The organism is Mycobacterium lehmannii (assembly GCF_001499925.1).
GTDB lineage: Bacteria > Actinomycetota > Actinomycetes > Mycobacteriales > Mycobacteriaceae > Mycobacterium > Mycobacterium lehmannii.
This window is the reverse complement of sequence record NZ_LQIR01000006.1, coordinates 81,739-108,432: the sequence shown is the minus strand read 5'-3', so window position 1 is coordinate 108,432 and position 26,694 is coordinate 81,739. Positions and strand designations below refer to the sequence as shown.

25 protein-coding genes and 2 pseudogenes are annotated in these 26,694 nt (G+C 68.3%); 17 read left to right on the top strand and 10 right to left on the bottom strand.

The window, feature by feature from the left end; genetic code table 11:
• Positions 1-107: pseudogene (locus AU192_RS25885) on the top strand (RNA-binding protein); the annotation flags it as partial.
• A 29-nt stretch (positions 108-136) separates the two neighbouring features.
• A complete protein-coding gene (locus tag AU192_RS05675; RefSeq protein WP_064394807.1) occupies positions 137-907 on the top strand; it encodes an SDR family NAD(P)-dependent oxidoreductase in 771 nt (256 codons plus the stop codon).
• Here the strand turns inward: AU192_RS05675 and AU192_RS05670 are convergent.
• Positions 873-1,660 (bottom strand): annotated as a pseudogene (locus tag AU192_RS05670) (enoyl-CoA hydratase/isomerase family protein). The gene AU192_RS05675 and the pseudogene AU192_RS05670 sit on opposite strands and share 35 nt — an antisense overlap.
• Positions 1,661-1,687: 27 nt before the next feature.
• Entirely contained in the window at positions 1,688-2,374 is a 687-nt protein-coding gene (locus tag AU192_RS05665) for a TetR family transcriptional regulator (protein ID WP_064394820.1), read from the bottom strand.
• A gap of 69 nt (positions 2,375-2,443) precedes the next feature.
• Here AU192_RS05665 and AU192_RS05660 point away from each other — a divergent pair, with 69 nt between their 5' ends.
• Together AU192_RS05660 and AU192_RS05655 are read left to right on the top strand one after the other, a co-directional pair.
• On the top strand, positions 2,444-3,511 hold the full coding sequence (locus AU192_RS05660; protein WP_064394806.1) for a ferredoxin reductase: 1,068 nt from the start codon (positions 2,444-2,446) through the stop codon (positions 3,509-3,511).
• A gap of 20 nt (positions 3,512-3,531) precedes the next feature.
• Positions 3,532-4,638, top strand: coding sequence for a fatty acid desaturase family protein (locus tag AU192_RS05655; RefSeq protein ID WP_064394805.1), 1,107 nt, complete (start codon positions 3,532-3,534; stop codon positions 4,636-4,638).
• A 77-nt stretch (positions 4,639-4,715) separates the two neighbouring features.
• On the opposite strand, the gene nei2 is transcribed toward AU192_RS05655, so the two are convergent.
• The 3 genes from nei2 to AU192_RS05640 all read right to left on the bottom strand — a co-directional run bounded on the left by nei2 (position 4,716) and on the right by AU192_RS05640 (position 10,820).
• Positions 4,716-5,489: an endonuclease VIII Nei2 gene (gene nei2 / locus AU192_RS05650; protein WP_064394804.1), complete on the bottom strand. Its 774-nt coding sequence runs from the start codon at positions 5,487-5,489 to the stop codon at positions 4,716-4,718.
• 35 nt (positions 5,490-5,524) lie between these two features.
• Positions 5,525-10,075, bottom strand: a complete 4,551-nt coding sequence (locus AU192_RS05645; RefSeq protein ID WP_064394819.1) for an ATP-dependent helicase — start codon at positions 10,073-10,075, stop codon at positions 5,525-5,527.
• Between the two features lie 94 nt (positions 10,076-10,169).
• Positions 10,170-10,820: a TetR/AcrR family transcriptional regulator gene (locus AU192_RS05640; RefSeq protein ID WP_064394803.1), complete on the bottom strand. Its 651-nt coding sequence runs from the start codon at positions 10,818-10,820 to the stop codon at positions 10,170-10,172.
• Between the two features lie 117 nt (positions 10,821-10,937).
• On the opposite strand from AU192_RS05640, the gene AU192_RS05635 reads away from it, so the two are divergent.
• Positions 10,938-11,777: an SDR family oxidoreductase gene (locus AU192_RS05635; protein ID WP_064394802.1), complete on the top strand. Its 840-nt coding sequence runs from the start codon at positions 10,938-10,940 to the stop codon at positions 11,775-11,777.
• A 68-nt stretch (positions 11,778-11,845) separates the two neighbouring features.
• Here AU192_RS05635 and AU192_RS05630 read toward each other — a convergent pair whose 3' ends face one another.
• The gene (locus tag AU192_RS05630) at positions 11,846-12,718 is read right to left on the bottom strand and encodes a hypothetical protein (RefSeq protein WP_064394801.1); all 873 of its coding nucleotides are present in this window, start codon (positions 12,716-12,718) and stop codon (positions 11,846-11,848) included.
• Positions 12,719-12,852: 134 nt separating this feature from the next.
• Positions 12,853-13,404 carry a restriction endonuclease gene (locus tag AU192_RS05625; RefSeq protein ID WP_064394800.1) on the bottom strand — a complete coding sequence of 184 codons (552 nt, stop codon included), beginning with the start codon at positions 13,402-13,404 and terminating at the stop codon, positions 12,853-12,855.
• 122 nt (positions 13,405-13,526) lie between these two features.
• Between AU192_RS05625 and AU192_RS05620 the strand changes: the two genes are divergently transcribed.
• The 4 genes from AU192_RS05620 (at position 13,527) to usfY (ending at position 15,702) form a co-directional block, all read left to right on the top strand.
• The gene (locus AU192_RS05620) at positions 13,527-14,207 is read left to right on the top strand and encodes a PAS and ANTAR domain-containing protein (protein WP_064394818.1); all 681 of its coding nucleotides are present in this window, start codon (positions 13,527-13,529) and stop codon (positions 14,205-14,207) included.
• Positions 14,208-14,292: 85 nt separating this feature from the next.
• Positions 14,293-14,664 (top strand): hypothetical protein, encoded by a 372-nt coding sequence (locus tag AU192_RS05615; RefSeq protein ID WP_064394799.1) that lies wholly within the window; start codon positions 14,293-14,295, stop codon positions 14,662-14,664.
• The gene (locus AU192_RS05610; RefSeq protein ID WP_064394798.1) at positions 14,661-15,293 is read left to right on the top strand and encodes a flavodoxin family protein; all 633 of its coding nucleotides are present in this window, start codon (positions 14,661-14,663) and stop codon (positions 15,291-15,293) included. Before AU192_RS05615 ends, AU192_RS05610 begins: the two co-directional genes overlap by 4 nt.
• Before the next feature lie 100 nt (positions 15,294-15,393).
• On the top strand, positions 15,394-15,702 hold the full coding sequence (gene usfY / locus AU192_RS05605; protein WP_064394797.1) for a protein UsfY: 309 nt from the start codon (positions 15,394-15,396) through the stop codon (positions 15,700-15,702).
• A gap of 56 nt (positions 15,703-15,758) precedes the next feature.
• On the opposite strand, the gene mbp1 is transcribed toward usfY, so the two are convergent.
• Positions 15,759-15,995 (bottom strand): microaggregate-binding protein 1, encoded by a 237-nt coding sequence (gene mbp1 / locus AU192_RS05600; protein ID WP_064394817.1) that lies wholly within the window; start codon positions 15,993-15,995, stop codon positions 15,759-15,761.
• Positions 15,996-16,100: 105 nt separating this feature from the next.
• Entirely contained in the window at positions 16,101-16,304 is a 204-nt protein-coding gene (locus AU192_RS05595) for a hypothetical protein (protein ID WP_064394816.1), read from the bottom strand.
• Between the two features lie 164 nt (positions 16,305-16,468).
• Between AU192_RS05595 and AU192_RS05590 the strand changes: the two genes are divergently transcribed.
• Positions 16,469-17,443 carry a glycosyltransferase gene (locus AU192_RS05590; RefSeq protein WP_064394796.1) on the top strand — a complete coding sequence of 325 codons (975 nt, stop codon included), beginning with the start codon at positions 16,469-16,471 and terminating at the stop codon, positions 17,441-17,443.
• 19 nt (positions 17,444-17,462) lie between these two features.
• Entirely contained in the window at positions 17,463-18,689 is a 1,227-nt protein-coding gene (locus AU192_RS05585) for a glycosyltransferase (protein ID WP_064394795.1), read from the top strand.
• Positions 18,690-18,694: 5 nt separating this feature from the next.
• Here the strand turns inward: AU192_RS05585 and AU192_RS05580 are convergent, their stop codons facing one another.
• On the bottom strand, positions 18,695-19,579 hold the full coding sequence (locus tag AU192_RS05580) for a glycosyltransferase family 2 protein (protein WP_064394794.1): 885 nt from the start codon (positions 19,577-19,579) through the stop codon (positions 18,695-18,697).
• Positions 19,580-19,616: 37 nt separating this feature from the next.
• Here AU192_RS05580 and AU192_RS05575 point away from each other — a divergent pair, with 37 nt between their 5' ends.
• From AU192_RS05575 to AU192_RS05550, 6 genes are read left to right on the top strand one after another with little or no spacing between them, the layout of a single operon-like run.
• A complete protein-coding gene (locus tag AU192_RS05575; protein WP_064394793.1) occupies positions 19,617-20,585 on the top strand; it encodes an NAD-dependent epimerase/dehydratase family protein in 969 nt (322 codons plus the stop codon).
• 7 nt (positions 20,586-20,592) lie between these two features.
• Positions 20,593-22,248: a carbamoyltransferase family protein gene (locus tag AU192_RS05570; RefSeq protein WP_064394792.1), complete on the top strand. Its 1,656-nt coding sequence runs from the start codon at positions 20,593-20,595 to the stop codon at positions 22,246-22,248.
• A complete protein-coding gene (locus AU192_RS05565; RefSeq protein ID WP_064394815.1) occupies positions 22,245-23,738 on the top strand; it encodes an HAD-IIIA family hydrolase in 1,494 nt (497 codons plus the stop codon). The genes AU192_RS05570 and AU192_RS05565 overlap by 4 nt, the downstream gene beginning before the upstream one ends.
• Positions 23,735-24,754: a glycosyltransferase family 9 protein gene (locus AU192_RS05560; RefSeq protein WP_064394791.1), complete on the top strand. Its 1,020-nt coding sequence runs from the start codon at positions 23,735-23,737 to the stop codon at positions 24,752-24,754. The genes AU192_RS05565 and AU192_RS05560 overlap by 4 nt, the downstream gene beginning before the upstream one ends.
• On the top strand, positions 24,751-25,329 hold the full coding sequence (locus tag AU192_RS05555) for a D-sedoheptulose-7-phosphate isomerase (protein ID WP_064394790.1): 579 nt from the start codon (positions 24,751-24,753) through the stop codon (positions 25,327-25,329). The genes AU192_RS05560 and AU192_RS05555 overlap by 4 nt, the downstream gene beginning before the upstream one ends.
• Entirely contained in the window at positions 25,322-26,677 is a 1,356-nt protein-coding gene (locus AU192_RS05550; RefSeq protein WP_064394789.1) for a PfkB family carbohydrate kinase, read from the top strand. Before AU192_RS05555 ends, AU192_RS05550 begins: the two co-directional genes overlap by 8 nt.
• The last annotated feature ends 17 nt before the right edge of the window (positions 26,678-26,694 follow it).

Below are 26,694 nucleotides of genomic sequence, written 5' to 3'. Positions count from 1 at the left end.
GTTGCCGGCCACCGCCGCCCCCGGTGTACGTCCCGCCGCCACCTGCGCCGAACGTCAGCGTGTGCGCGAATGTGGGGCGACGGATCAGCGTGAGCGGTTGCATCTGACCGCTGACCCATCTGCTTGACTGACGGCCGTGGACCGCGCTTCGTTCGACCGTCTCTTCGATATGACCGACCGCACCGTGATCGTCACGGGCGGCACGAGGGGCATCGGCCTCGCGTTGGCCGAGGGCTTCGTCCTCGCCGGCGCCCGCGTCGTCGTGGCCAGCCGCAAACCCGAGGCCTGCGAGCGGGCCGCGGAACATCTGCGCCACCTCGGGGGTTCGGCGGTCGGCGTGCCGACCCACCTGGGTGAGGTCGATGCCCTCGAGGCGCTGGTGCAGCGCACCGTCGACGAGTACGGCGGCGTCGACGTGGTGGTCAACAACGCCGCCAACCCCCTGGCGCAACCACTGGGTGCGATGACGCCCGATGCGTTGACGAAATCCTTCGAGGTCAACCTGCGCGGGCCGGTGTTCCTGGTGCAGGCGGCCCTGCCCTACCTGAAGGCCAGCGCGAAAGCCAGTGTGATCAACATGGTCTCGGTTGGGGCGTTCAACTTCTCGGCGTTGACCTCGATCTACTCTGCCAACAAGGCCGCACTGATGTCGTTCACCCGATCGATGGCCGCCGAGTTCGCGCCCTCGGGCATCCGGGTGAACGCGATCGCCCCCGGACCGGTGGACACCGACATGATGCGCAACAACCCGCAGGAGGTCGTCGACGGGATGGCGCGCAGCACCTTCCTCAAACGACTCGCATCGCCCGACGAGATGGTCGGCACCGCCCTGCTGTTGGCCTCGGATGCCGGCAGCTACATCACCGGAACGGTCATGATCGTGGACGGCGGCGGAACGCCTCGCTAGCCTCGCGCATCTCGCCGCTGGTCGAGGCCAGGATCTGGCTGCGGTTCTCCAAGTGCAGGGCCGCTTCCAGGCTCGACGCCTCCAGGTTCGCCCACAGCACCTGCTTCGTCGACTCGAGGCCGAACTTGCCGTAGCCGCAGAGTGTCTCGGCGATCGCCATGGCGTCGAAAACGATCGCTTCGTCGGTCGACACCCGCGACACCAAGCCGAGCCTCAGCGCTTCGGGGCGTCGACAGCGCGCGCGGTGAGGATGAGGTCGAACGCCGGGCCGGCGCCGATGATCCTCGGAAGCGTGTAGCTGACCCCGATGTCGCAGCCACCGAGGCCCAGCTTGATGAACTGTGTGCAGAAGCGCGCCGACTCCGAGGCGATGCGGATGTCGCAGGCCAGCGCGATGCCCATTCCCCCGCCGTACGCGACCCCGTTCACGGCGGCGATCACCGGTTGGCGCAGCCGGTGGATGCGTGCGGTCAGGTCGGCGATGCGTTCCTGCCAACGCATGCCCGAACGCGGGAACTCCGTTCCCTGGCCTGTCTTCTCCGGGTTGGGATCGGTGAGGTCCAGACCCGAGCAGAACCCACGTCCGGCGCCGGTGAGCACGACGACGCGGCACTCGTTGTTGGAGTCGATCTGCGCCAGCGTCGAGTGGAGGTCCTCGACGAGTTCGTAAGACAGCGCGTTGAGCTTCTCGGGGCGGTTCAGCGTGAGGACGGCGATGTCGGGGCGGGGGTAGGCCAATTCGAGGTGCGGCATGCAGCACACGCTAACCCGCGCCGGATTTCACCCGCTGCTGCGCCATCCCCCGACACCGACTGCGATCATCCGCAGCTGCTTGACTGCCACCCGCTTGATCTCGTTGAGCGCGGCCTGGTCGTGGGCGTCCTCGATGGCCTCGGCGATCACGATCATCGCGTTGACGAACAGGCTGGCCAGGATGTTGAGATCTTCGCTGCTCCACGTGTTCAGGTTCGGGAAACGGGCCAGGTCGATCGCGAGCTCGGAGGTGATCAGCCGGATCTCGGTGCGGATGGCGTAGCGCAGAACGGTGACGCCGCTGTTCCGTTCGCGGCCGATGAACCGCCAGTGCTCGCGCCGTTCGTTCACGCCGTCGATGAGGATGTCGACGCTGGACTCGATGACCCGTTTCGGGTCGAGCTTGCCGGCGCGGGCCCCGCGCAGCATGTCGCGCAGGCTGCGGAACGACTCGTCGATGAGGACGAGCCCGAGGGCTTCCATCGACTCAAAATGCCGGTAGAAGGCCGCAGGCACGATACCCGCTTCGCGGGTGACCTCGCGCAGGCTCAGCGCGGAGAAGCTGCGGTCTTCGAGCAACTTGAGGGCGGCCGCGACGATCGCCTGCCGGGTGGCCTCCTTGCGCTCTTCGCGGGACATGGTCGTGCGCGGGTGCTCGCGCGATCGTGACCGTCCCGACCGGCTCGACCGTGAGCTAGGCGTACGACTGTTCACTGTGTGAAACATACCACAACCTGGGTGAATGGGTTGACGAGGTGCTGCACATGCGGGGACGGTGTACATATGTTCACTCAAACGTTGACGCGTGGTCTCCGGGACAGGGTGCTCGGGTCGCCGCTGGTCGACCTGCTCACCGGCCCCCATGGCGTGGACCGATACACCGAGCTTGTCGCGCCCACGTGGACGCGCTCAGATGCTCGCGCGGAAGTCGTCGCGGTGCGGCGGCAGACCCCGCGCAGCGTCACCCTCACGCTGGAGCCGAATCAGGCGTTCACCGGTTTTCGCGCCGGACAGCACATCAACCTCACGGTCGAGATCGACGGTCGTCGTCGCACCCGGCCGTACTCGCCCGCCAACGCCGAGGGGGACCCTTACCTCGAGCTGACGGTGGGACGCCACGACGGCGGGCTGGTCTCCGGTTACCTGTGCGAGAACGCCCGCCCCGGCATGGTGGTGGGTCTTGACTCGGTCGGCGGCGACTTCGTGCTCCCCGACGACGCACCGCGCCGCATCCTGTTCGTGTCGGGCGGCAGCGGCATCACCCCGGTGATGTCGATGGCGCGGACGCTGCGAGCCGGCGGGTACGGCGGCGAGGTGGCATTCATCCACTACGCCCGCTCGGCCGAGGACGCGTGCTACCACGCCGAGCTCGACGCCATGACCGGCGTGCGGGTGCTGCACGGCTACACGCGGTCGACGGCCGGCTCCGACCTGACCGGCCGGTTCGGACCCGCGCATCTGGCGGCGGCGATGCCCGACCCCGACGCGGTGTTCGTCTGCGGCCCGCCCGAACTCGCGTCGGCCGTGCGCGAGCACTGCACGAACGTGCACTCGGAAAGCTTTGTCCCCCCGACGTACACCGCGCCCGTCGAACCCTCGGGCGGCACGATCACGTTCGCCGACAGCGGAGTCGCGGTGACCGACGACGGCCGCCCGCTGCTGGAGCAGGCCGAAAACGCAGGCCTGACCCCCGAAAGCGGATGCCGAATGGGCATCTGCCACAGCTGCACCCGCCGCAAGACGCGCGGCGTGGTGAAGAACCTGGTCACCGGCGCGGTGTCGACCGCGGAGGACGAAGACGTGCAGATCTGCGTCTCGGCTCCTGTCGGCGACGTCGACCTCGCGTTGTAGAAACCGAAAAGGAGTTCGACATGACTGTCATCACCGATATCACTTCGAAACCGCACACCCTCGAAAAGACGGTGGCGGGCAGGAAGATCAGTCTGACCGCCGAGCAGGCCGAGGCCTTCGGCCGCGAACTCGACGCGCTCAAGGAGCGCGTGATCGCCGACCTTGGCGAGCGCGACGCCACCTACATCCGTCGAATCATCAAGACGCAGCGTGCATTCGAGATCGGCGGGCGGGCCCTGCTGTTCGGCGGGGTGTTCCCACCGTTCTGGCTGGCGGGCACCGCGCTGCTGGGGCTGTCGAAGATCCTCGACAACATGGAGATCGGCCACAACGTCATGCACGGTCAATACGACTGGATGGGCGATCCGAACATCTCCAGCCGGGGCTTCGAGTGGGACACCGCCTGCCCGGGCGAGCAGTGGCGCCACTCGCACAACTACATGCACCACACCTACACCAACATCGTGGGGATGGACCGCGACGTCGGTTACGGCATCCTGCGAATGAGCAAGGACCAGAAGTGGACGCCGTACTTTCTCGGCAATCCGGTCTATGCCTTCCTGCTGATGGTGCTGTTCCAGTACGGCGTCGCGCTGCACGAACTCGAGACCGAGCGCATCCGCGCCGGCGAGATCACGATCGCCGACAAGCGCGAGATCCTCGAGGGCATCTGGCGCAAGACCAAACGCCAGACGCTCAAGGATTACGTCGCGTTCCCGCTGCTGGCCGGGCCGTTCGCGCCGTGGGTCGTCGCGGGGAACCTGACCGCGAACCTGATGCGCAACGTGTGGGCGTACATGATCATCTTCTGCGGCCACTTTCCCGACGACGTGCAGGAGTTCTCCGTCGAGGAGACCAAGGCCGAGACGCGGGGTCAGTGGTATTTCCGACAGGTGTTGGGCTCGGCGAACCTGACGGGTGGAAGGCTGTTCCACATTCTGAGCGGGAACCTGTCGTTCCAGATCGAGCACCACCTGTTCCCCGACATCCCGGCGCACCGCCTGGCCGAGATCTCCGCGGAGGTCAAGGACATCTGCACCCGCTACGGGATCCCGTACAACGCGGGGTCGCTGCCGCGGCAGTTCGCGACGGTGGTGCGCAAGATCGTCCGACTGGCGTTGCCGTAACGCCTCCGGCGCGGCGAGACTGCGGTTTCTGATGGGAATCGGTCGAAACCCGTCATAAACCGCAGTTTCGGCACGGTTCAGGTCTGGCAGACCGGACACCAGTACGAGACGCGATCGCCCGGCTTGCCGGGACGCACCGAGTCCGACTCGATGGGCGTGCCACAGCGTCGGCACGGTCGGCCACGCCGGCCATAGACCCACAGGTCGCGACCGCCGCGGGTGTCACCGGTCGTGGTCCGGTTGACGCGGGACCTGTTCAGCCACAGCATGTCTCGGGCCCGCTGCACCATCCGCAGCGGGTCTTTGACCTTGCCGACCGGGGTGGTGGGCAGGTAGCCGGTGACGAAGCAGAGCTCGTTGGCGTAGACGTTGCCGACGCCCGCCATCACGCGCTGGTCCAGCAGCGCGTCGGCCAGCGGCCGTTCCGGGTCCTCGACGAGGTTGGCCCTGGCGACGCGCGGTTCCCAGTCGTCGCCGAGCAGGTCGGGGCCGAGGTGGGCGACGGCTTCCATATCGTGGTCACGCTGCAGGATCTCCAGCACACCGAGGTCGACACCGGCAGCTCGGGAATCGCTGGTGTGCAACAGGATCCGGATCTTGTACTCCGGTACCCGACGGATCTGGCCGCCAACCAGCCAGGCGCCCTCCATCTTCAGATGTGAGTGGATGCTGGCGTCCCCGACGCGGATGAACAGGTGCTTACCCCGGCTGATCACCTCGTCGACGACGCAGCCCGTCAGGTCGACCGTGGCGAACTTGGGCACCCGAACGTCACAACGGGTGAGCGGCTTGCCGACCAACGCCTCGCGCAGCTTCGTGGCGGTGCGGTAGACCGTGTCGCCTTCGGGCATGCCTCAGCGCCTTCTGTTCGTCGCGCAGGCTCTCATCACCGTAACCGCAGGCCGCGCGGTGTACGGGCGAACCCAGCGCCCAGCAGGGCGTCGTGCACCGCGGCGCGCTCGCCTTCTGCACCCGGTTCGAGAACCGGGACCCCGTTGACCTTCTCGACGAGAAACGATCCGACCCGACCGCTGCTGACCAGATCGGCCAGGGCCGCGGCGGCGGCGACGTGCGCGTCGGTGTCCTCGGCGAAGCTCAACAGCGAGCGCCCGCCACGTTCGAGGAACCACACCAGTTCGCCGTCGACCATCGCGACCAGCGCACCGGCTTTACGACCGGGGCGGTGCGTGACGTCGTCATCGGATCGCCGTGTCGGCCACGGAAGTGCGGCGCCGTAGGGGTTTGCCGGATCGGCGGCCGCCAGGACGACCGCGTGGTACTCGCGGTGGTCCTGGTCGACGCTGTCCAGATAGGTCCGCAAGCGGTCCACCGTGGATGCGACGGCGAACTGGGCCCCGCCGAGTGACTCGACGAAATAGCCCCGCTGGCATCGGCCGGCATCCTCGAACGCCGTCAGCACCTTGTAGAGCATCGCGAAGCCGCCGGGCACGCCCTCCGCGCCGACGGCGCCCTTGGTCAGCACGCCGTGCCTGCCGAGCAGCAGTTCGGCCTGGAAGTGCGCGCGCACAGTCGATTCCGGTTCGGCGACCGGCAGCGCCGACCACCGGCCCGCCACCGTGGGGTCGGCGTTGCGGGTCTGGGCGTGCGCGACGCTGTAGCTACTGAGCCGCGGCGCCCGTCGCCGCTGGCGGTGCGCGGGTGCGCCGCGCCGCCCCGACGCCCCGCGGGTGCCCATCAGCTTCGCGCGCACCGGCGCGAACGTGTCGCCGGTGATCCAGCCCGCCCAGACCAGATCCCACAGCGCGTTCTTGTGGTCTTCGGTCGGGTTGTCCGCGAGCTGACGGAAGAAGTAAGCGCCGCCAGCCTGACCGGGTGAGCCGAGCGCATCGAGGATCGCCCGGTGGGTGTCGGTGAACTCGATCTCGGTGGGGGCGGTCAACGTCAACGGCGCCGACTCGGCGGCATGGAAGGCGATCCACCCGTCGCCGCCACCGATCTGGCCGGCTCCCGACCAGGTGACCTCACCGGAGGCCAGCAGTTCGTCGAGCATGGCGGGCTGGTAGTCGCGGACGCGCTGACCGAACACCAGCGGCTCGACGGCCGAAGCCGGAATCGGCACGCCCGCAAGCTGATCGATCACGGCAACGAGCCCGTCGACGCCGCTGTTGTGCGCCGAGCCAACCGTCTGCCACGCGGGCAGGAAGCGCCCGTACGCCGCGGTGCTGACCGGCTCGATCTGTGCGCGCAGCGCCGCCAGCGACCGGCGCCGCAAAATCTTGAGCACGTCGCTGTCGCACCATTGCTCAGCAGCGCCGGGGTCGGCGACCGGCAGATCGGTGAACTCACCGCGAATCAGCTTGCCGTCGATGGCCATCCGGCCCAGCACGTCGGCGGTGACGCGCAGACCCAGGCCGAACCGCGCGGCCGCATCGTGTGTGGTGAACGGCCCGCGGGTGCGGGCGTAGCGGCCGAGCAGCTCACCCAGCGGGTCGTCGACAGACTCGGTGAACGCCGTCGGCACCCCGACCGGCACGGCCACACCCACGCCGTCGCGCAACAGGCCGATGTCCTCGATCGCGGCCCACCACGTCTGGTCGGCGAACGACACGGTCAACGCGCGCTTGGCGGCGCGCAGGCCCTCGAGCCAGCCGCCGATGTCGGAAGTCGTGCAGCGGTCGGCGATCTCGGCTTCGGTCAACGGGCCTAGCAGCCGCAGTAGGTCGGCGATGCCCTCGGCGTCACGGGCCCGCCGGTCGTCGCTCAGATGCTGCAGTTGTCGCGTTGTACTCGTGATGACCTGCGGATCGAGCAGCTCGCGCAGCTCGACCCGGCCCAGCAGTTCGGCGAGCAGGACGCTGTCCAGCGACAGTGCCGCCGCGCGGCGTTCGGCCAGCGGGCTGTCGCCCTCGTACATGAAGGCGCCGACATAGCCGAACAGCAGCGACGCGGCGAACGGTGACGGCGTGGTGGTCTCCACCTCGACGATGCGCAACCGGCGCTGTGCAACCCGGTGCATCAGCTCCGTCAGCGCGGGCACGTCGTAGACGTCCTGCAGGCACTCCCGCACGGCCTCCAACACGATCGGGAAGTCGGGATACTTGCGCGCGACGTCGAGCAATTGCGCGGCGCGCTGGCGCTGATGCCACAGTGGGGATCGCTTGCCAGGATGGCGGCGCGGCAGCAGCAGCGCGCGGGCCGCACACTCGCGGAAACGGGACGCGAACAGCGCCGAGCCTCCGACCTCGGCGGTGACGATCGGCTCGATCTCGTCGGCGTCGAAAACGAAAAGGTCCGCGCCGGGAGGCGCGTCCTCGGTATCGGGCAGCCGCACGATGATGCCGTCGTCGGACGCGGTGGGCTTCTCCTCGATGCCGTACCGCTCACGCAGCCGTCGCGACACCGCCAGCGCGAGCGGACCGTGCACCCGCAGTCCGTAGGGCGAGTGCAGGATGACGCGCCAGTCGCCGAGCTCGTCGCGGAACCGTTCGACGACGAACGTGGCGTCCGAAGGGACGACACCCGTGGCTTGGCGCTGGTCGTCGATCAGCTGCCACAGGTTGTCGGTGGCGAACTGGTCGAAGCCCATTGAGCGGCAACGCTGGTCGAATTCGTCCTTACCGAGGCGGGCCAGCTCGCCGGTGTACGCCCCGACCGCGGCGCCCAGTTCGGCCGGGCGGCCGACGCCGTCGCCGCGCCAGAACGGGAGTCGCGCCGGCTGGCCGGGGGCCGGGATCACCAGGACACGGTCGTGGGTGATCTCGGTGATCCGCCAACTCGTCGCGCCCAGCGAGATGACGTCGCCCGGGCGGGACTCGTACACCATCTCTTCGTCGAGTTCCCCGACGCGGGAGGGCTTTTCCGAATCGGTGGCCAGATAGACCGTGAACAACCCGCGGTCGGGGATTGCGCCGCCGCTGGTGACCGCCAGCCGTTGTGCACCCGGCCGGGCCGTCAGCGTGCCGGTGTCGCGGTCGTACACCAGGCGGGGTCGCAGCTCGGCGAACTCCGTCGACGGATACTTACCCGACAGCAGGTCCAGCGTCGCCTCGAACGCGCTGCGCGGCAGGGTGGCGAACGGGGCGCTGCGCCGCACGGCGTCGAACCAGCGGTCGGCGTCGAGCGGTTCGAGCGCACACGCGGCGACCGTGTGCTGCGCGAGCACGTCGAGCGGGTTGGTCGGCACCCGCATGGTCTCGATCTCACCGGAGAGCATCCGCTTGACCGTCACCGCGCAGCCGATCAGGTCGGTGCGGTGCTTGGGGAACAGCACACCCTGCGAGATCTCGCCGACCTGGTGGCCGGCGCGGCCGATGCGCTGCAGCCCGCTGGCCACCGAGGGCGGGGCCTCCACCTGGATCACCAGATCGACTGCGCCCATGTCGATCCCGAGTTCCAGGCTCGAGGTCGCGACGACGGCCTTGAGCCGGCCGCTTTTCAGGTCGTCCTCGACGATCGCCCGCTGTTCCTTGCTGACCGAGCCGTGATGCGCGCGGGCCAGCAGCGTGGGTGCACCCGACGCCTGCCCGCTGCCCATGATGTGCGCGGGTGAGCCGCCCGCGACGCCGGTGTTGGGTCCCGTCTCGAGCTCTTGGCCGGTGCGTTCGGCGTGAATCTCGTTGAGCCGCGACGTGAGTCGTTCGGCGAGCCGTCGCGAGTTGGCGAACACGATCGACGAGTTGTGCGATTCGACCAGGTCGACGATGCGTTCCTCGACGTCGGGCCAGATGGTGTTGTTCTCGAGGTTCGCCATATCGGGCACCGGCACCTGGACCGACAGGTCGAACGTCTTGGCGGCGGGCGGCGCCACGATCGTCGTGCGGGCCTGACCCGACAGGAACCGCGCCACCTCCTCTGGGGGTCGTACGGTGGCCGACAACCCGATCCGCTGCGCGGGCGTGTCCAGAAGTTGGTCGAGCCGCTCCAGCGACAGCGCGAGGTGGGCGCCGCGTTTGGTGGCCGCCACGGCGTGCACCTCGTCGACGATGACGGTCTCGACGTTGGCCAGGGTGTCGCGCGCCGCCGAGGTCAACATCAAAAACAGCGATTCGGGCGTGGTGATGAGGACATCGGGCGGCCGGGCGATCAATTCGCGCCGTTGCGCCGGGGAGGTGTCGCCGGAGCGCACGCCGACGCTGATCCGCGGGGCCGGTACGCCGCGCCGTTCGGCCACCCGGGCGATACCGGTCAGCGGGGTGCGCAGGTTGCGCTCCACGTCGACGGCGAGTGCCTTGAGCGGCGAGACGTACAGCACTTTGGTGCCGGCTCGCGGTTCGGCGGGGACGGATGCCAGTTGATCGATTGCCCACAGGAACGCCGCGAGCGTCTTACCGGACCCGGTCGGCGCGATGACGAGCGTGTTGTCCCCGTCCGCGATCGCCGACCAGGCCTGGGCCTGGGCGGGCGTCGGCTCGGCGAACGTGCCGGTGAACCATTCCCGGGTCAGGTCGCTGAACCGGGCGAGGGGGGATTTGCTCATCGACATCCATCGTGCACCCCGCCACCGACACGTTTCCGGCGATTTCGGCGCTGTAGGTATCGTCCAGCGCTAGTTAGCGCGCCGAAATCACAGGTCAGCGGCGTTTCGGCGAGACCGCTTCGCGGAGGGCAGAAGGGATGCCACCGACCCGTCCGACGGCGTCGAACAGGGCGTGTGCGCACGCGTCGGCGACCGGACCGGCCTCGATGGACGGGTCCATGAGCCGTTGTCTGCACATCTCGAAAGTGAAGGCCAGCCAGCCGTAGACGGTAATGCGGAGATCGCGCTCCACCTTGGAGTCCAGGTCGTCGCCGACGGCGGCATGGATGCGGCCGAGGATGCGGTTGGCCTGACGGTCGTTGTCGGTGTCCTCGATGCCCCGCAGCACCGGGTCGGAGCGGCCCGATCCCACGTAGGCGGCCCATGCGCCGTGGGGGTGTTCGTCGTCGTAGCGCAGATACGCGAGCACACCCTCGCGCACCTGGTCGAAGAGGCTCTGCCCAGGGCGCGGTGGCACGTTGGTGGCCTCGAACAGCCGCTCGCCCTCGGCGCGGATCACCGCGGCGAAAAACGCTCGCTTATCCGGGAAGTAGTGGTACATCAGCGCACGCGACACTCCGGCGCGTTCAGCGATCTCGTCGATGCGGACCTCGTCGTAGGGCCGCTGACCGAACACCTCGGCACCGAGCGTCAGCAGTTCGCTGCGTCGGTCGGCGGGGGAGAGCCGCCGTCGGGACTCGGCCATGGCGTCATCCTAGTGAACACATGTCAAACAGCGGCTCTTCCGACGTGCCGCGGAGTATTCGAAGCGCTCGGGGGTAACCCCGAGGGCGAGACATTCCGCGAGCACGAGAGGCCATCGATGAGTTTTCCAGAACAGCAGCAGTCCCCGCCGGGTGTGCAGAGCGAGATGACCCCGGCCCCCGATTGCGGGGAGACGAGCTACCAGGGGTCGGGCCGGCTGACCGGTAAGCGCGCGGTCATCACCGGAGGCGACAGCGGAATCGGCCGCGCGGTCGCGATCGCCTACGCGCGCGAGGGCGCCGACGTGCTGATCGCTTACCTGAACGAGGACGGCGACGCCAAGGAGGTCCAAAAGTACGTCGAGGACGCCGGGCGCAAATGTGTGCTAATGCCCGGTGATCTCTCCGACCCGGCGCACTGCCGCGCCGTCGTGGACCGCGCCGTCGAGGAATTCGGCGGCATCGATGTGCTCGTCAACAACGCCGCCTACCAGATGACGCACGACACCCTCGACGAAATCAGCGACGAGGAGTGGGATTACACGTTCCGGCTCAACATCGGGGCGTACTTCTACCTCGTGAAGGCCGCGCTTCCGCACATGGGCGCCGGTGCGTCGATCATCGGCAGTTCATCGGTGAACTCCGACATGCCGAACCCGAAGCTGGCGCCATACGCGGCCACCAAGGCGGCGATCGCCAACTTCTCCGCGAGCTTGGCGGAGATGCTGGGCGAGAAGGGCATTCGCGCCAACAGCGTTGCACCGGGCCCGATCTGGACGCCGTTGATCCCGTCGACGATGCCGCCGGAGAAGGTCAAGAAGTTCGGGGAGAACACGCCGCTGGGCCGTGCGGGCCAGCCGGTCGAACTGGCGCCGGTCTATGTGATGCTGGCGTCCGACGAGGCGAGCTATGTGACGGGCGCGCGGATCGCGGTGACCGGCGGCAGGCCGATCCTGTAGCGTGCTGCGACCGGTCGATCGTGCGGTTTCATCCGCGACACGCCGAATTCGCGGATGAAACCGCACGGTCACCATGTTTTCGGGCAGCCGCGGGCGATCAGCGCCTCGCCGACTCGCTCGAGAAAGACCCGCGGCTGGTTGTGCAACATGCCGCTGGTCAGTCGGATGTCGTTCCAGCCGAGACGCGGTAGCAGCCAGTACCGCTCGGCATCGGCCGTACGTTGTCGCGGGTCAGTCCAGTGGTGTGCGCCTTCGAAATCCACGCCGACGCGGTACTGCCGCCATCCGAGATCGATGCGGGCGACCACGCGCCCCGAACGGTCGAGCACCCGTATCTGGGTTTCCGGACGCGGAAATCCAGCCTGTATCAGCAACAGTCGGGTCAGTGATTCGTACGGCGACTCCGCGCCGCCGTCGACGAGGTCCAGTGTTCGGCGCAGCTGCCGCAAGCCGCGCACGCCGGGATGGCGCTGCGCCACCTCGTCGATGTCGGCGGGCTTGAGGTCCGTCGCATTCATCAGCGCGTCGATGCGTTGAACCCCTTCATCGAGCGGGAGCCGGCGGCCGAGGTCGAACGCGGTGCGCTCCGGCGTCGTCACGGGCATCCGGTGGGCCATCCGGATCTCCTCCGGCAACAGTGTGTCGCTGTGGACGGTGATCTGTTTCGGCGGTCGCCGATTGGACAACACGAGTTCGGCGGGGACGTCAGACTCGATCCATTTCGAGCCGTGTATTGCCGACGCCGATAGGCCTGCCAGTACGCCGCGTCGGCGTGACCACAGCCAGGCGGCTCTGGCCCGGTCGACGGCCGACAGCTCGGCCCCCCGCGGCACCCATACCCCGGGATAGATACCGGTGTGGAACTGCCGCAACTCGCGAAACGTCAGTAGTCCCGCGTCGAGTGCCTCGGTTGCTCGAAACGGCCAGTCGAGATCTTCCATGGCCGCAACGGTCGCGCCCCGCCACGACATCGTTCGGCGTGAGAGCCCACGTTATCCACAGCTTTGCCGACGCGATTGTGCGGTCTCATCCGCTTCTCGCGGCGTGTCGCGTATGAAACGGCACGTTCGCGCGGTCAGAGCGCGGACGGCTCCAGAAGTCGCCGGATCGTCGACCGTAACCGCGGGAGGTCGGCGCCGCCGACCAGCTCACATCCGTGAAGCTCGGCGAGTTTGCGTGCGGCGGTGGTGAATTCGTGGTTCGTGACGACCATCGTCTTGGTGCAGTCCTGCATGGGCGCACCGGCCACCACTTCCTGCACGGCGCTCGCTCCGACGGGGCGCGACTGCCGTTTGCACTGGATGGCAAGGCGATCCGGTCGCTTGCCGACGATGATGTCGACTCCCCAGTCTCCGGTGATCGCGGTCATGATCACCGGCGCTCCGCACGACCGGGCCACTCGCGCCACATGATCCTCGAATTCCGGGCCCGACATCGCGGCGGTGACGTCCTCGCGTGCGCCGGGAGTGGTGACGCCGACGAGCGTGCCTGCGAGGAAGTGCGGAAGCGCGGCGAGCACCAGCGGCGCGACCAGTCCTAGAGCGAGGCTCCACTGCGGGGCGAGCCCGAGCAGCAATGCCGCTACGCCCGCCGCCGAGGCCGAAGCCAGGTACAGCTTGACGCTCACGTGACGGATCGTAAGGCGCGACCCCGACAGCCCCGCGTCGGCCGATCCGGTGCTTGTCCGAGATACGAACCGACGATCGTGCTGGAATACACGTGTGCGATCACCGGCGTCAACCCGCGATCATGACTGACGAGCTGCCCGATTCCGACGGGCAGACACCCGTCGAGCAGGCGCTTGCCGGCGGCGACCCCCACCGGGTGGGCTGGTTCCGGTTCTACTTCGCCGACGAACGCTGGGAGTGGTCGCCGCAAGTCGAACGGATGCACGGCTACGAGCCGGGTACGACGGAACCGTCGACGGAACTCGTGCTGTCACACAAACATCCCGACGACTACCGCCAGGTGGCGGCGACACTGGATGAGATCCGCCGGACGTCGGGCGCGTTCTCCACCCGCCACCGGATCATCGACACCCACGGCGAGGTGCACCACGTGGTCGTGGTCGGCGACCAACTCTTCGACGACAACGATCAGGTTGTCGGAACCCACGGGTTCTATGTCGATGTCACCCCGTCCACGCTTCAGCGGCGCGACAGGGCCTTCAGTGCGGCGGTCACCGAGATGGCGGAGGCCCGCGGTCCGATCGAGCAGACCAAGGGGATGCTGATGCTGATCTACCGGATCTCCGCCGATTCGGCGTTCGAGTTGCTCCGGTGGCGCTCGCAGGAGACCAACACCAAGCTGCGGAGCTTGGCCGAGCAAATCGCCAATGATTTCCTCGGGCTCACCTATGAGGAGGAGTTGCCGCCGCGGTCGACCTACGACAGGCTGCTGCTCACCGCACACTATCGCGTTCGAGATTGAGGTTTACCGGACGTTTTGACCGGGAACTCTGCGCTGCGTCAAACCTGTTCCGCTGATTCAGCAGCAAATTCGGGAGTTTCTCGTCGTGTACCACGGTCCCACCGAGCTGAGACAAGTCGACACCGGCATCCGCGACGCGGCACGGTTCGCCCTCGGGATCGGCGCGACCGGTGCCATTTTCCTGATCGGCGCGATGGTGTGGGTGAGCACGTGCCAGGGCGCGACGGCCGACAGCCTGGCGTGCGGGGCAGCCCAGCGGACCCTGCTGGCGCTTGCGGCGCCCGCTGTTCTGTTCGCCGGCGGGCTGCGGGCGTTCTTCCGCGCGTATCAGCTCTGGCGTGGAGGCGAGATGTCGTCGGCGTGGCAAGGCGCGGGATGGTTCCTGCTGACCTCGATGCTGCTGGTACTCACGACGAGCATGCCCGCCCTCGCCGGGTTCCCGGTGTTAGGCGCATGAGCGCCGCCGCGAACGCAGACCGACCGCTGACCGCCGTGGCATTGGTGTGCAGCCTCAAGCCCAGCCCCGCGGAGTCGAGCAGCGCGTTGATGGCCGAACGCATCTGCGAGAACCTGCGTGGTGCGGGGGTCGAGACGGAGGTGCTGCGCTGCGTCGACTACGCGATCGCACCGGGCGTCGAGGCCGACATGGGAGACGGCGACGAATGGCCCCGCATCCGCGAGAAACTGTTGCGCGCCGACATCCTGGTGTTGTGCACCCCGATCTGGTTGGGACATCCGTCCAGCGTCACGCAGCGTGTGCTGGAACGCCTCGATGCCGAACTGTCGAGCACCGACGACGCCGCCCGGCCGATCATGGTCGGCAAGGTCGCCGTGGTCGGTGTCGTCGGCAACGAGGACGGCGCTCACAAGGTGATCGCCGACTGCTTTCAAGGCCTCAACGACATCGGCTACACCATCTCGGCCCAGGGTGGCACCTACTGGACCGGCGAAGCGATGCAGAGCAAGGACTACAAGGATCTCGACGAGGTACCCGAGCCCGTCGCGTCGACGACTGCCGCGTTGGCCCGCAACGCCGCTCATCTCGCAAGGGCCCTGCGGGCAGACCAGTACCCGCCGTATGAGTGAAGGCCGGCGTTCGGCCGGTTTCTGCCCCTCTGCGGTCGGGTAGTTCTAGCGTTGTCAATAGCCCATACCCGGGCGGAGGTATGCCGAGAGAGGAGTACCGATGAAAAGCCCGAAGGATCCCGTCGACCACGCGAGGACGACGCGTCCGCACGCCGGGGAGTCGATGAAGGACACCAAGAACATGCCGGGGCTGATCCTCATCGGTATTGCCCTGGTGCTGTTCGTCTCGGCGCTGGCGGCTCACGGCGCCGACGAACACGGCGTCGGCGTCGGACTGGGCAGCGGGTCGGCTGTGCTGTTCATCATCGGCGGCGGCTGGCTGCTCGTAGAGCATCTGCGGGTACGTAAGATCGAAGATCGTTGGTACGCAGAACATCCCGAAGCGCAACGGCAAAAACCGAGTAGCTGACGCACGGAAAGAGAAAAGCCCAGCCGATTCGGCTGGGCTTTCCCGATTTGGATCGGTTACTGCTCGTTCTCCTGGCGCTTCTCGGCGGCATCGGCGCCTGCGCGCGCAGATTCCGCCTCGGCTTCCTTCTTGGCGGCGTCCTGCTGGGCATCGGCCTTGTCCTGCTGGGCCTTGCCTTCGCGAACCATATCGTCGCGGCCGGTGACGGTGCCGACCGTTTCCTTAGCTTTGCCCTTTACGTCTTCGACGACGCCCTTGATGCCTTCTTCAGGGCCACTGTTCTTCTCGGTCATGTTCACCTTCCGCAGTGCAGTGGATCAGTCCAACCACGAGGAACTTCCTCGCGCAGGTGTCGGGTTCCCGAGGGCCTGAACGACTAAACGCTCGCGCGTCCGGGGTCACTCCGCCGCCACGTCATCCTCGGGGTCAATCTCGACCGCCTCCAGCTGCTCCTGCCAGTCGGCGGGCGACGCCTCCAAAGGCGGATTCGGTTCCGAATCAGCGCCCGCCTCCTCGTCGAGAACCGGTTCGCTGGCGGCGCGCTGTTGTTCCACCGCGTCGGCCACGGGAACGTCGTCGGGCAGGCCTTCGCTGTCTGACATGCCCACTCGTGTACCCCCGGCCCACATAGCGAAACGGTGGTCGATGCCGCAGCTCATCCGCGCCCCGAAGTGAACCGTCCGGAATACGAATCGGCACTTGTCCGCGATGCGAAGAGTCGTGGGGGAACCGTTTTGCTGGTCAGGGGCTCGGGTAGGCGGGCCACATGTCGGTCGTCTCGAGTCCGCGTTCGGTGCTGCTCTGGCACGTACACGGGTCCTGGACGGAGTCTTTCGTCGCCGGCCGCCATCGCTGTGTGTTACCTGTGAACGGCGAGAGGGATGCCGACGGCCGAGGACTCTGTGGTCGGAATTGGCCACGCGCTGAGGAGGTTTCGCCGCCTGAACTGTATGACGAGCCGATCGATCTGGTGGTGTTGCAGCGTCCCGAAGAGATCGAGCTGACGAGCCGATGGCTGGGACGGCGACCCGGTCTGGACGTACCCGCCGTCTACGTGGAGCACAACGCTCCGCGACCGTTCGCGGTCGACAGCGTCCATCCGGTTGCTGAACGGAGCGACATCCCGATCGTGCACGTGACCGACTTCAACCGGCTCATGTGGAACAACGGTGCCGCGCCCACCCGCGTCATCACGCACGGGATTGCCGATCCGGGCTCGCTCTACCAGGGCGACGTCGAGGCCGCGGCGACGATGATCAACGAACCCTGCCGCCGCTGGCGCACGGTCGGTGCGGATTTGCTGGCGGCGTTCGGGCAAAAGGTCCCGATCGACGTGTGGGGCATCGACACCGACGTGCTCAGCGAATGCATCACGAGCCCGCAGGTGCGCGGGAGGGGCGACGTGCCCACTGCGGCGTTGCTGCCCGAGGTGGCCCGCCGTCGCGTGTTCCTGCACACTGCCCGATGGACGTCTCTGGGCCTGTCGCTGATCGAGGCGATGTTCATGGGGATGCCGGTGGTCGCCGTCGCCTCGACGATGGCACCACTGGTGGTGCCGCCCGAGGCCGGCGTGGTGAGCGCCGATATGGACACACTCTCGCGCGCTCTGTCGTCGTTCGTCGCAGACGGCGCGGCCGCCTCGGCGGCGGGTAAGGCGGCGCGCGATTTCGCCATGGCGCAGTTCGGAATCGATCGGTTCCTCGCGCAATGGGACGACCTCATCGATGAGTGCTGTCGATGACAACGAAAGGAGGGCGCCGATGAAGATCGCAATGGTGTCTGAACACGCCAGCCCGCTCGCCGCGCTCGGCGGGGTCGATGCCGGTGGGCAGAACGTACACGTCGCCGAGTTGTCGGCGGCGCTGACCAGACGCGGTCATCAGGTGAGCGTCTACACCAGGAGGGACGACCCGGAGCTGCCTGACCGCGTGGTCACACCCGAGGGATACACCGTTGTGCACGTCGCGGCCGGCCCGCCGGAGCCGTTACCCAAGGACGAACTCCTCTCGTACATGGGTCCGTTCGCCCAGTTCCTCGACGCCGACTGGGCTGCGGATCGACCCGATGTCGCGCACGCCCACTTCTGGATGTCGGGTATCGCAACGCAACTCGCCGCGCGCCATCTCAATCTGCCTGCGGTCCAGACGTTTCACGCGCTGGGCGTGGTGAAACGGCGCCACCAGGGTGTGCAGGACACCAGCCCGCCGGAACGGTTGCGCCTGGAGGCGACGGTGGCGCGTTCCGCCACCTGGGTCGCGGCCACCTGCACCGACGAGGTGTTCGAGCTGATGCGAATGGGGCGCTCCCGCAACCGGATCTCCGTGGTGCCCTGCGGCGTCGACCTCGACCTGTTCAGCCCGGAAGGACCTGTGGCGCCGCGCTCCGAGCAGCACCGCATCGTCAGCGTCGGCCGGTTCGTGCCCCGTAAGGGTTTCGATGTCGTGGTGCGCGCGTTGCCCCATCTGCCCGATACCGAACTGGTGATAGTCGGTGGACCCGACCAGTCACAACTCGGCTCCGATCCCGAGGCACGTCGTTTGATGGATCTGGCAACGGAATTGGGTGTCGCGGACCGAGTGATGCTGTACGGATCGGTGTCCCGGGCGGACATGCCCGCGATTCTTCGATCGGCCGACGTGGTGGCGTGCACTCCCTGGTACGAACCGTTCGGCATCGTGCCGCTTGAGGCGATGGCGTGCGGGGTGCCGGTGGTGGCGTCGGCGGTCGGCGGAATGCTCGACACCGTCGTCCACGACGTGACCGGACAGCTGCTCAAGCCCCAGCGGCCCGACGAGGTGGCCAAGACGGTGAACAGGCTGCTCCGCGACGACTTCCTCAGGCAGAGCATGGGCGCCGCCGGACGGGATCGCGCGCGGGCCCGCTACTCGTGGGACCGGATCGCCGCCGACATCCAGCGGATCTACGACCGATTGGTGCCGGTGCGGGTCCCGCAACCGGAGCCGGCGACGAGCCTGTCGTCCGGATGACCGGCTCAGCCCGACTCCAGCACCCTCACCGCTTCCTCCAGCTCACGGGGGAGCGGCCGCCGCTGGACGACCACCGCGGGAATCCGGGCCATGGCCTGGGCCGCACCCCTGGCATGGTCGCGGTCGCGCAGCGCCGCCACGGCCAAGCGCCCGCTTGCGCTGAGGCAGTGGCGGATCGGGCGTCGCAGCCATGTGGTGAGGACATCGTTGCGCAGCACCCTCGCGGCTTGGGCCGCGGACGCGGCGCGCACCGAGGACGGCTGGTGAATGGCCAGCAGTTCGGGGTAGTAGCAGAGGTCCCAGCCCGCCGCGGCCATATCGAGTGCGAGCAGTTGCTCCTCCCCGCGGAAGTGCAGGATGGGGCTGAAGCCGCCGGCTTCTTCGAACGCCCGCTTGCGCACCATGGCCGCGCAACTCATGAAGCCCAGGATCGACGGACCCGGCAGGTCCGGCCGCCTGCCGAGCGCGCTGTCGGCGAGCATCGCGCAGAACGAATCCTCCCGGCGCTGCGGCCAGACAATCGTGCGCGCGGCAAGCAGTCCCACCGATGGATGACGTTCGAAGGTCTCCGCACCGATCTGGGGAGCCTCCGGCATCCACCAGGAGTCGTCGTCGCAGAACGCCACGTACGGCGTGCGGCACGCCGCCACCCCGACGTTGCGTCCGACCGCGCCGAGGTTGGTGTCGAGCTCGACGAGTTCAAGGCGGCCTGCGGACCGAGCCGCCATGCCGTGGATGATCGCTGCGGTGTCGTCGGTGGAGGCGTTGTCCACCACCACTATCGGACACGGCGTCGTGTCGAGCAGCCTGGCCACCACGGTCGACAACTCCGCGGCGCGATTCTGGCTGGCGATCACGAACGAGACGTCGGTGGAAGTTGGGCCCTGCATGACCCAGACGGCTACCCGCGGAATCGGAAGGCAAACGATGCATGACATCAATCGTGCGCTGGTCACCGGCGGCGGAGGGTTTCTCGGAGGACACCTGTGCGAGCGACTGCTCGACAGGGGTGTCGAGGTGACCTGTGTCGACGACCTGTCCACCAGCGCGCCGACCGCCGCCGACCTGTTCGTGGACCGACCGGGATACCGGTTCGTCGCGCACGACATCAGCGAGTCGCTGCCCGACCTGCCGTCGGGAATCGACACCGTCTTCCACCTCGCATCACCGGCATCCCCGGTGGACTATCTGCAGTTGCCGATCCACACGCTTCGCACCGGGGCGCTCGGCACCTCACACATGCTCGAGTTCGCGCAGCGGTGCGGTGCGCGGCTGGTGCTGGCCTCCACCAGCGAGGTCTACGGCGATCCGTTGGAACATCCGCAGCGCGAATCGTATTGGGGCAACGTCAATCCGATCGGCCCGCGCAGCGTGTACGACGAAGCCAAGCGGTTCGCCGAGGCGCTGACATTCGCCTATCTGCGAGAGCGGTCGGCCGACATCGCCGTGGCGCGGATCTTCAACACATACGGACCGCGGATGCGGCACGACGACGGCCGGGTCGTGCCGACCTTCTGCCACCAGGCATTGACGGGTGAGCCGATCACGGTCAACGGAACCGGCGCCCAGACCCGGTCGTTGTGTTTCGTCGGCGACACCGTCGCGGCGCTGATCGCCCTGGCCGAATCCGATTGCACCGGACCCGTCAACGTCGGCAACCCCGACGAACTGACGGTGCTGCGCATCGCGGAGCTCATCCGGGATCTGGCAGCAAGCACCTCGCCGATCGAGTTCCGTCCGGCGCCGCAGGATGACCCGCAGCGCCGGTGCCCGGACACCTCGCTGGCGCGCGAGCTGCTGGGGTGGCGTCCGCGAGTCAGCTACACCGACGGACTGTCGATGACCGTCGACTGGTTCCGCCGGCAATCGGCAACCGTTGCACTGCAGGGGAGTTGAGGAAGTCATGCGCATTCTCGGAATCAACGCGGTGTTCCACGATCCGGCTGCCGCGCTCGTGGTGGACGGTCAGATCGTCGCGGCCGCAGAGGAGGAGCGGTTCACGCGCCGCAAGCACGGCAAACAGGCCGTGCCGTTCTCGACGTGGGAGTTGCCGGTGGAATCGGCGCGTTGGTGCCTCGAGCAGGCGGGCCTGAAGCCGTCGGACCTGGATCTGGTCGGATACTCCTACGACCCGCGCCTGATGGACGAGTCCACCGACGGGCTCGCCGGCCTGGACCGCGACTGGGAGTACCTGCGCACGCTCTACGCCGACCGGGCCCCCCGTTTTCTGCAGTCCGCCCTGCCCGGGCTCGACCCGGGCATTGTGCGGCACGTCCGCCATCACGTCGCGCACGCCGCGTCCACCGCGTTGGCCTCCCCCCACCCCGACTGCGCGGTGCTGGTCGTCGACGGCCGCGGCGAGCGGTCCTCGATGCTGGCCGGGAGCTATCGCGACCACAAGCTCGACGTGCTCGCGACACAGTCGCTTCCGCACTCGCTGGGTCTGTTCTACGAAAGCCTCACCGAGCACCTCGGATTCAAGCGCTCCAGCGACGAGTACAAGGTGATGGCGATGGCGTCCTACGGGACGCCACGGTTCGCCGACAGGTTCCGCGAGGCGGTCTACGCCTGCGCCGACGGTGGTTTCCGCACCGAACCGGTGGACTGGAACTCGATCACTCCCGCCCGTGCGCCCGGCGCGGGGAAGGGACACGCGCTGGACCGGCCCGAACCCGAGCACGCCGACCTGGCGTGCAGCGTCCAGACGGTCGTCGAGGAAGTGCTGCTCGACCTCGTCGGCTGGCTTCGCGACCGCACCGACCACGAAAGCCTCTGTCTGGCAGGAGGTGTCGCCCTCAACTGCGTGGCCAACTCGAAGATCTTCCGCAGGGGCGGCTTCTCGAACGTGTGGGTGCAACCCGCAGCGGGGGACTCGGGAACCGCGCTCGGCGCGGCACTGGCGCTGGCGGGAGACGCCGGTGAACCGATTGCGCCGATGCCGTCGGCGGCGCTGGGCCGCGGGATCTCCGACGACGAGATCGCCGCGGTGCTCACCGAAGCCGCGATACCTCACGAACGGCCCACGGATCTGGCCGCCGCGATCGGAGACGCGTTGGCTGACAACAAACTCGTCGGCTGGTTCCAGGGTCGTGCCGAGTTCGGGCCACGCGCGCTCGGCCAGCGATCACTGCTGGCCGACCCCCGGCGCATCGAGAACCTGGAGCGACTCAACACCGTGAAGGGCCGTGAACAGTTCCGGCCGGTCGCCCCAATGGTGCTCGCCGAACGCGCCGCCGAGATCTTCTCCGGCGGACCTATTCCGAGCCCGTACATGTTGTTCGTGCACGAGGTCGCCGCCCAGTGGCGGGACCGGATTCCCGCGGTCACCCACGTCGACGGCACCGCACGCATCCAGACCGTCGACCGCAGCCACCCACTGCTGCACGACACGATCAGCAGGTTCGCCGGCCGCACCGGTGTCCCGGTGATCGTCAACACCAGCTTCAACACCGCCGGGCGGCCGATGGTCGACACCCCGCGCGACGCACTCGAATGTTTCGGCAGCGCACCGATCGACGTGCTGGCGATCGGTCCGTTCACCGTGAGGCGGCCGGCATGACGCCGTCGTTCTCGGTCGTGGTGCCGACGGTCGGGCGGCCGTCGCTGCACCGCCTGCTCGCAGAATTCGACGGGTCCGCCGGGCCGGCACCGGCTGCGGTGATCGTCGTCGACGACCGCCCGCGGCCGCATCCGCCGCTGGAGGTGGACTCACGGCTTCCGGTCACCGTGCTGCGCAGCGGGGGACGAGGGCCGGCGGCCGCCCGCAACACGGGCTGGCGTGCGACCCGGACCGAATGGGTGTGCTTCCTCGACGATGACGTTGTCCCACAACCTGACTGGTTCACCGCGCTGGCCGAGGACCTGGCCAAGGCCGACGTGGAGTCGGCCGCAGGCTCACAAGCGGTGATCGATGTGCCGCGAGTGGCCGGCCGCAAGGCCACCGACGACGAACAACGCACCCAGCGACTCGCCGAGGCCAAGTGGATCACCGCCGATATGGCTTTCCGGCGCGACGTCCTGGTCGACGTCGGCGGGTTCGACGAACGGTTCCCCCGGGCCTACCGAGAGGACTCGGACATCGCGCTGCGAATCAATCAGGCCGGCAACGGGATTGTCCGCGGATCCCGCCGGTGCACCCATCCGGTCGCGAACGCCACGCTGATGAGCAGCGTGCGCGCCCAGATCGGCAACCGGGACAACGCGTTGCTTCGCCGCAAGTTCGGCTGGCGCTGGCGCTCGGCGATCGGTGAGGGTCGAGGCCGGCTCCCGGCGCACTCGGTGACCACGGCCGCAGCCGTCGTCGCGGCGCTGAGTGCGGTGGCGGGCCGGTGGCGCGTCGCGCGCACCGCCGCCGCGGCATGGGCGCTGCTGACCGGACAGTTCGCGATCCGCCGAGTCCGGTCCGGCCCCCGAACCTTCACCGAGGCCGCACGGATGACGCTCACCAGCGCGCTGATCCCGCCGGTCGCGGTGTGGCACCGCGTGGCTGGGGAGTGGGCGTTTCGCAGCGCGCGGCGCGATCCGCCGCTGGCGGTGTTGCTCGACCGCGACGACACGATCATCGAGGACGGGCCCTACCTCAACGATCCGGCCCGTGTCCGCCCGCTGCCGGGCGCGCACCGCGCATTGGATCGGTTGCGTCGCAACGGGTTACTGCTGGCCATCGTGAGTAACCAGTCCGGGGTGGCCAAGGGGTTGATCAGCACCGAACAACTCGAATCCGTCAACGCGGAGGTCGATTCTGCGCTGGGCCCCTTCGACTCGTGGCACCTGTGCGCGCACGACGCCGACGACGAATGCCGCTGCCGTAAACCCGCTCCCGGCATGGTCGAAGACGCCGCCGCCGCGCTGGGCGTGCACCCTTCCCGGTGCGTGATGATCGGTGACACCGGCGGAGACGTCGAGGCCGCGCTGTCCGCGGGCGCCGACGCGATACTCGTGCCCACCGACCGCACGCTGCGCCACGAGATCAGTGAGGCACTGATCAAGGCGCGCGTCGCGACGAGCATCGACGAAGCGGTGTCCATGGTGCTCAGGGACTGCCGATGAGCCGGGCGGTCGTTGCGCGCTTGGACAGTGCAGGGGACGTGTTGATCACCGGCCCCGCGGTCCGCGCCGTGGCCGAAACACACGACGAGGTCACCTTTCTGGCTGGGCCGCGCGGGCGAGCCGCCGCCGAGCTCCTGCCCGCCATCGACGACATCATCGAGTGGCAGGCGCCGTGGGTGGACTTCGACTCACCCGAGCTGACCGCGGGACACGTGGAGGCGTTGGTCAAACAGTTGCGCGACATCGCCCCCGAGCGGGTCTACATCTTCACGTCGTTTCATCAGTCCCCGCTGCCGCTGGCATTGATCTGTCGGATGGCTTCGGTGCCGTGGGTCGGGGCGATCAGCGAGGACTATCCCGGAACACTGCTCGACCTTCGCCACCACGTTCCCGACGGCATACCCGAGCCCGAGCGCGCGCTGTCGTTGGCCACGGCGGCCGGTTGCGAGCTGCCCGACGGTGACGACGGCACGCTGCGGGTGCGGCAGCCACCGCCACTGCCCACCGAAATCGCCGAATCAGCTGGCGATGCACCGTTTGTCGTCTTCCATCCCGGAGCCGCCGTGCCCGCGCGTCGACCGACCACGCAGCGCAGCATCGGCATGGTCGAGGCACTCGTCGCCGCCGGGTACCGGGTCGTCGTCACCGGCGATCCCGGCGAACGCGAGCTCACCGCGGCGGTAGCGGGGCAGTCGGCCACCGACCTCGGAGGGCGCACGACCCTGGAGACGTTGGCGGCCGTCTACGCCGCGGCGCGGATGGTGATCGCACCCAACACCGGGCCCGCCCACCTGGCGGCGGCCGTCGGCACACCGGTGGTCTCGTTGTTCGCTCCCGTTGTGCCCGCCTCACAGTGGAGCCCGTACGGGTCCACCGTCATTCGGCTCGGAGATCAACAGGCCCCCTGTCGGCTCACCCGGGCCCGCGTCTGCCCGGTGCCCGGGCACCCGTGCCTGGACGGCATCACCGACGACGAACTGCTCGACGCGGTCAACCGAATTGGAGGACGGCAATGAATCCGACGATCGAAACCCACTTCTCCGCACTGTCACAGGCGGCCCGCCACCTCACACCGGAGGCGCCCAAGCTGGCCGCGTGGGGGCGACGGCTCGCCGATGTCCTCACCACCGGCGGCCGGCTACTCGCGTGCGGCAACGGGGGTAGCGCGGCCGAGGCGCAACATCTGACCGCGGAACTGGTCGGCCGCTTCCGAGGCGAGCGAATGCCCATGTCCGCCATCTCGTTACACGCTGACACATCGGCGCTCACCGCGATCGGAAACGACTACGGAATCGACGAGATATTCGCCAGAGGCGTGCACGCACACGGTAGGCCGGGCGACGTACTGGTCTCGCTGTCGACCAGCGGGACGAGTCCGAATGTGCTCGCTGCCGTCAAGGCTGCACACGAAACCGGCCTCACCACATGGGCGTTGACCGGCCCTGAGCCCAATCCCCTCGCCGCGATGTGCGACGACGCCGTCTGCGTCGAAGCGCCGACCACCGCGACGGTCCAGGAGGTCCACCTGCTCCTCGTGCATGCGCTGTGCATCGCCGTCGACGAGGTTCTGCTGGCGGCCTCCCATGAGTGAGCCATTGGTCGTCATCGGCGATTCCATGCTCGACGTCGATATCGAAGGCACCGCAACCCGGCTCAGTCCCGAGGCGCCCGTCCCGGTCGTCGACACCGAACGGATATGGCGACGCCCGGGCGGGGCGGGACTGGCCGCGGTGCTCGCCGCGCGGACGGGCTGCGATGTGGTGCTGGTGACCGCGGTCGGCGACGACACCGAAGGCCGCGCGCTGACCGACCTGCTGGCCGATGCCGGCGTGCGGGTCATCGGTTTGCCGATGGCCGGGAACACGGTGTGTAAGACCAGGATCCGTGCGGCCGGGCAGTCCATGCTGCGGCTCGACCATGGTGATGGAGCGGCCGCCGGGGACGCGGTACCCCCCGAGGTGGCCGAGGTGCTCGGGCAGGCCGCTGCGGTCTGTGTGGCCGACTACGGGCGCGGCATCACCGCGCATGGTGAGGTTCGCGAGCTCATCGCCTCGGCCGCGCGGCGAGTGCCGACGGTATGGGACCCGCATCCGCGCGGGAGCGAACCTGTCCCGGGCTGCTGGCTGGTCACCCCGAACCAGGACGAGGCGGCGGGACGCTCGGCGGAGTCGTTGCGCGAACAGTGGGCGGCGCGAGCGGTGTGCGTGACCCTGGGTTCCAAGGGTGCACTCGTGGCGACCGACACCCGGAACGAGCACCACCCCGTGCGGGATTCGGTCGCACGGGTTGACCACGGCGACACCTGCGGCGCGGGGGACCGGTTCGCGATCGCGGCCACCATGGCACTCGCGGCGGGTAAGGGTGTTCACGACGCCGTCGCCGACGCGGTGGACGCCGCCAGCAGGTTCGTCGCCGCGGGCGGTGCGGTTGGCGTGTCGAGCGCCGTGGCAGTCGGTGGAACCCATTCGGCGGCAACGTCGACCGCGCTCACCGGTGACATCGTCGAGGTCCGGGACCGCTTGCGCCGGCGCGCAGGCCGGCTGGTCGCCACCGGCGGCTGCTTCGACCTGCTGCACACCGGTCATGTCCGCCTGCTGCGGCAGGCCCGTGATCTCGGCGACGCGTTGGTGGTGCTGCTGAACTCCGACGCCTCGGTGCGCGCGTTGAAGGGCCTGCGCAGGCCCGTCGTCGCGGATCAGGACAGGGCGCGGGTGCTGGGCGCACTGGCGTGTGTCGACGCCGTGGTGATCTTCGACGAACTGTCACCTGAAGCGGCGCTGGAGCAACTGCGGCCCGACATCTGGGTCAAGGGCGGCGACTACACCGAGGCCGACCTTCCCGAGGCCGACGTGGTCCGCCGCCACGGCGGTGAGGTCGTGCTGCTGCCGACCGTCGCCGGCTACTCATCGTCAAATCTGATCGCCGCAGCGCGGTCGTGAACCGAAAGGAACTCTCA

Coding starts and splice junctions, on each gene's coding strand:
- AU192_RS05660 (WP_064394806.1), top strand. CDS start 2,444: ATGTTCACTCAAACGTTGACGCGTGGTCTCCGGGACAGGGTGCTCGGG.
- AU192_RS05655 (WP_064394805.1), top strand. CDS start 3,532: ATGACTGTCATCACCGATATCACTTCGAAACCGCACACCCTCGAAAAG.
- nei2 (WP_064394804.1), bottom strand. CDS start 5,489: ATGCCCGAAGGCGACACGGTCTACCGCACCGCCACGAAGCTGCGCGAG.
- AU192_RS05645 (WP_064394819.1), bottom strand. CDS start 10,075: ATGAGCAAATCCCCCCTCGCCCGGTTCAGCGACCTGACCCGGGAATGG.
- AU192_RS05640 (WP_064394803.1), bottom strand. CDS start 10,820: ATGGCCGAGTCCCGACGGCGGCTCTCCCCCGCCGACCGACGCAGCGAA.
- AU192_RS05635 (WP_064394802.1), top strand. CDS start 10,938: ATGAGTTTTCCAGAACAGCAGCAGTCCCCGCCGGGTGTGCAGAGCGAG.
- AU192_RS05630 (WP_064394801.1), bottom strand. CDS start 12,718: ATGGAAGATCTCGACTGGCCGTTTCGAGCAACCGAGGCACTCGACGCG.
- AU192_RS05620 (WP_064394818.1), top strand. CDS start 13,527: ATGACTGACGAGCTGCCCGATTCCGACGGGCAGACACCCGTCGAGCAG.
- AU192_RS05610 (WP_064394798.1), top strand. CDS start 14,661: ATGAGCGCCGCCGCGAACGCAGACCGACCGCTGACCGCCGTGGCATTG.
- usfY (WP_064394797.1), top strand. CDS start 15,394: ATGAAAAGCCCGAAGGATCCCGTCGACCACGCGAGGACGACGCGTCCG.
- mbp1 (WP_064394817.1), bottom strand. CDS start 15,995: ATGACCGAGAAGAACAGTGGCCCTGAAGAAGGCATCAAGGGCGTCGTC.
- AU192_RS05595 (WP_064394816.1), bottom strand. CDS start 16,304: ATGTCAGACAGCGAAGGCCTGCCCGACGACGTTCCCGTGGCCGACGCG.
- AU192_RS05590 (WP_064394796.1), top strand. CDS start 16,469: ATGTCGGTCGTCTCGAGTCCGCGTTCGGTGCTGCTCTGGCACGTACAC.
- AU192_RS05585 (WP_064394795.1), top strand. CDS start 17,463: ATGAAGATCGCAATGGTGTCTGAACACGCCAGCCCGCTCGCCGCGCTC.
- AU192_RS05580 (WP_064394794.1), bottom strand. CDS start 19,579: ATGCAGGGCCCAACTTCCACCGACGTCTCGTTCGTGATCGCCAGCCAG.
- AU192_RS05575 (WP_064394793.1), top strand. CDS start 19,617: ATGCATGACATCAATCGTGCGCTGGTCACCGGCGGCGGAGGGTTTCTC.
- AU192_RS05570 (WP_064394792.1), top strand. CDS start 20,593: ATGCGCATTCTCGGAATCAACGCGGTGTTCCACGATCCGGCTGCCGCG.
- AU192_RS05565 (WP_064394815.1), top strand. CDS start 22,245: ATGACGCCGTCGTTCTCGGTCGTGGTGCCGACGGTCGGGCGGCCGTCG.
- AU192_RS05560 (WP_064394791.1), top strand. CDS start 23,735: ATGAGCCGGGCGGTCGTTGCGCGCTTGGACAGTGCAGGGGACGTGTTG.
- AU192_RS05555 (WP_064394790.1), top strand. CDS start 24,751: ATGAATCCGACGATCGAAACCCACTTCTCCGCACTGTCACAGGCGGCC.
- AU192_RS05550 (WP_064394789.1), top strand. CDS start 25,322: ATGAGTGAGCCATTGGTCGTCATCGGCGATTCCATGCTCGACGTCGAT.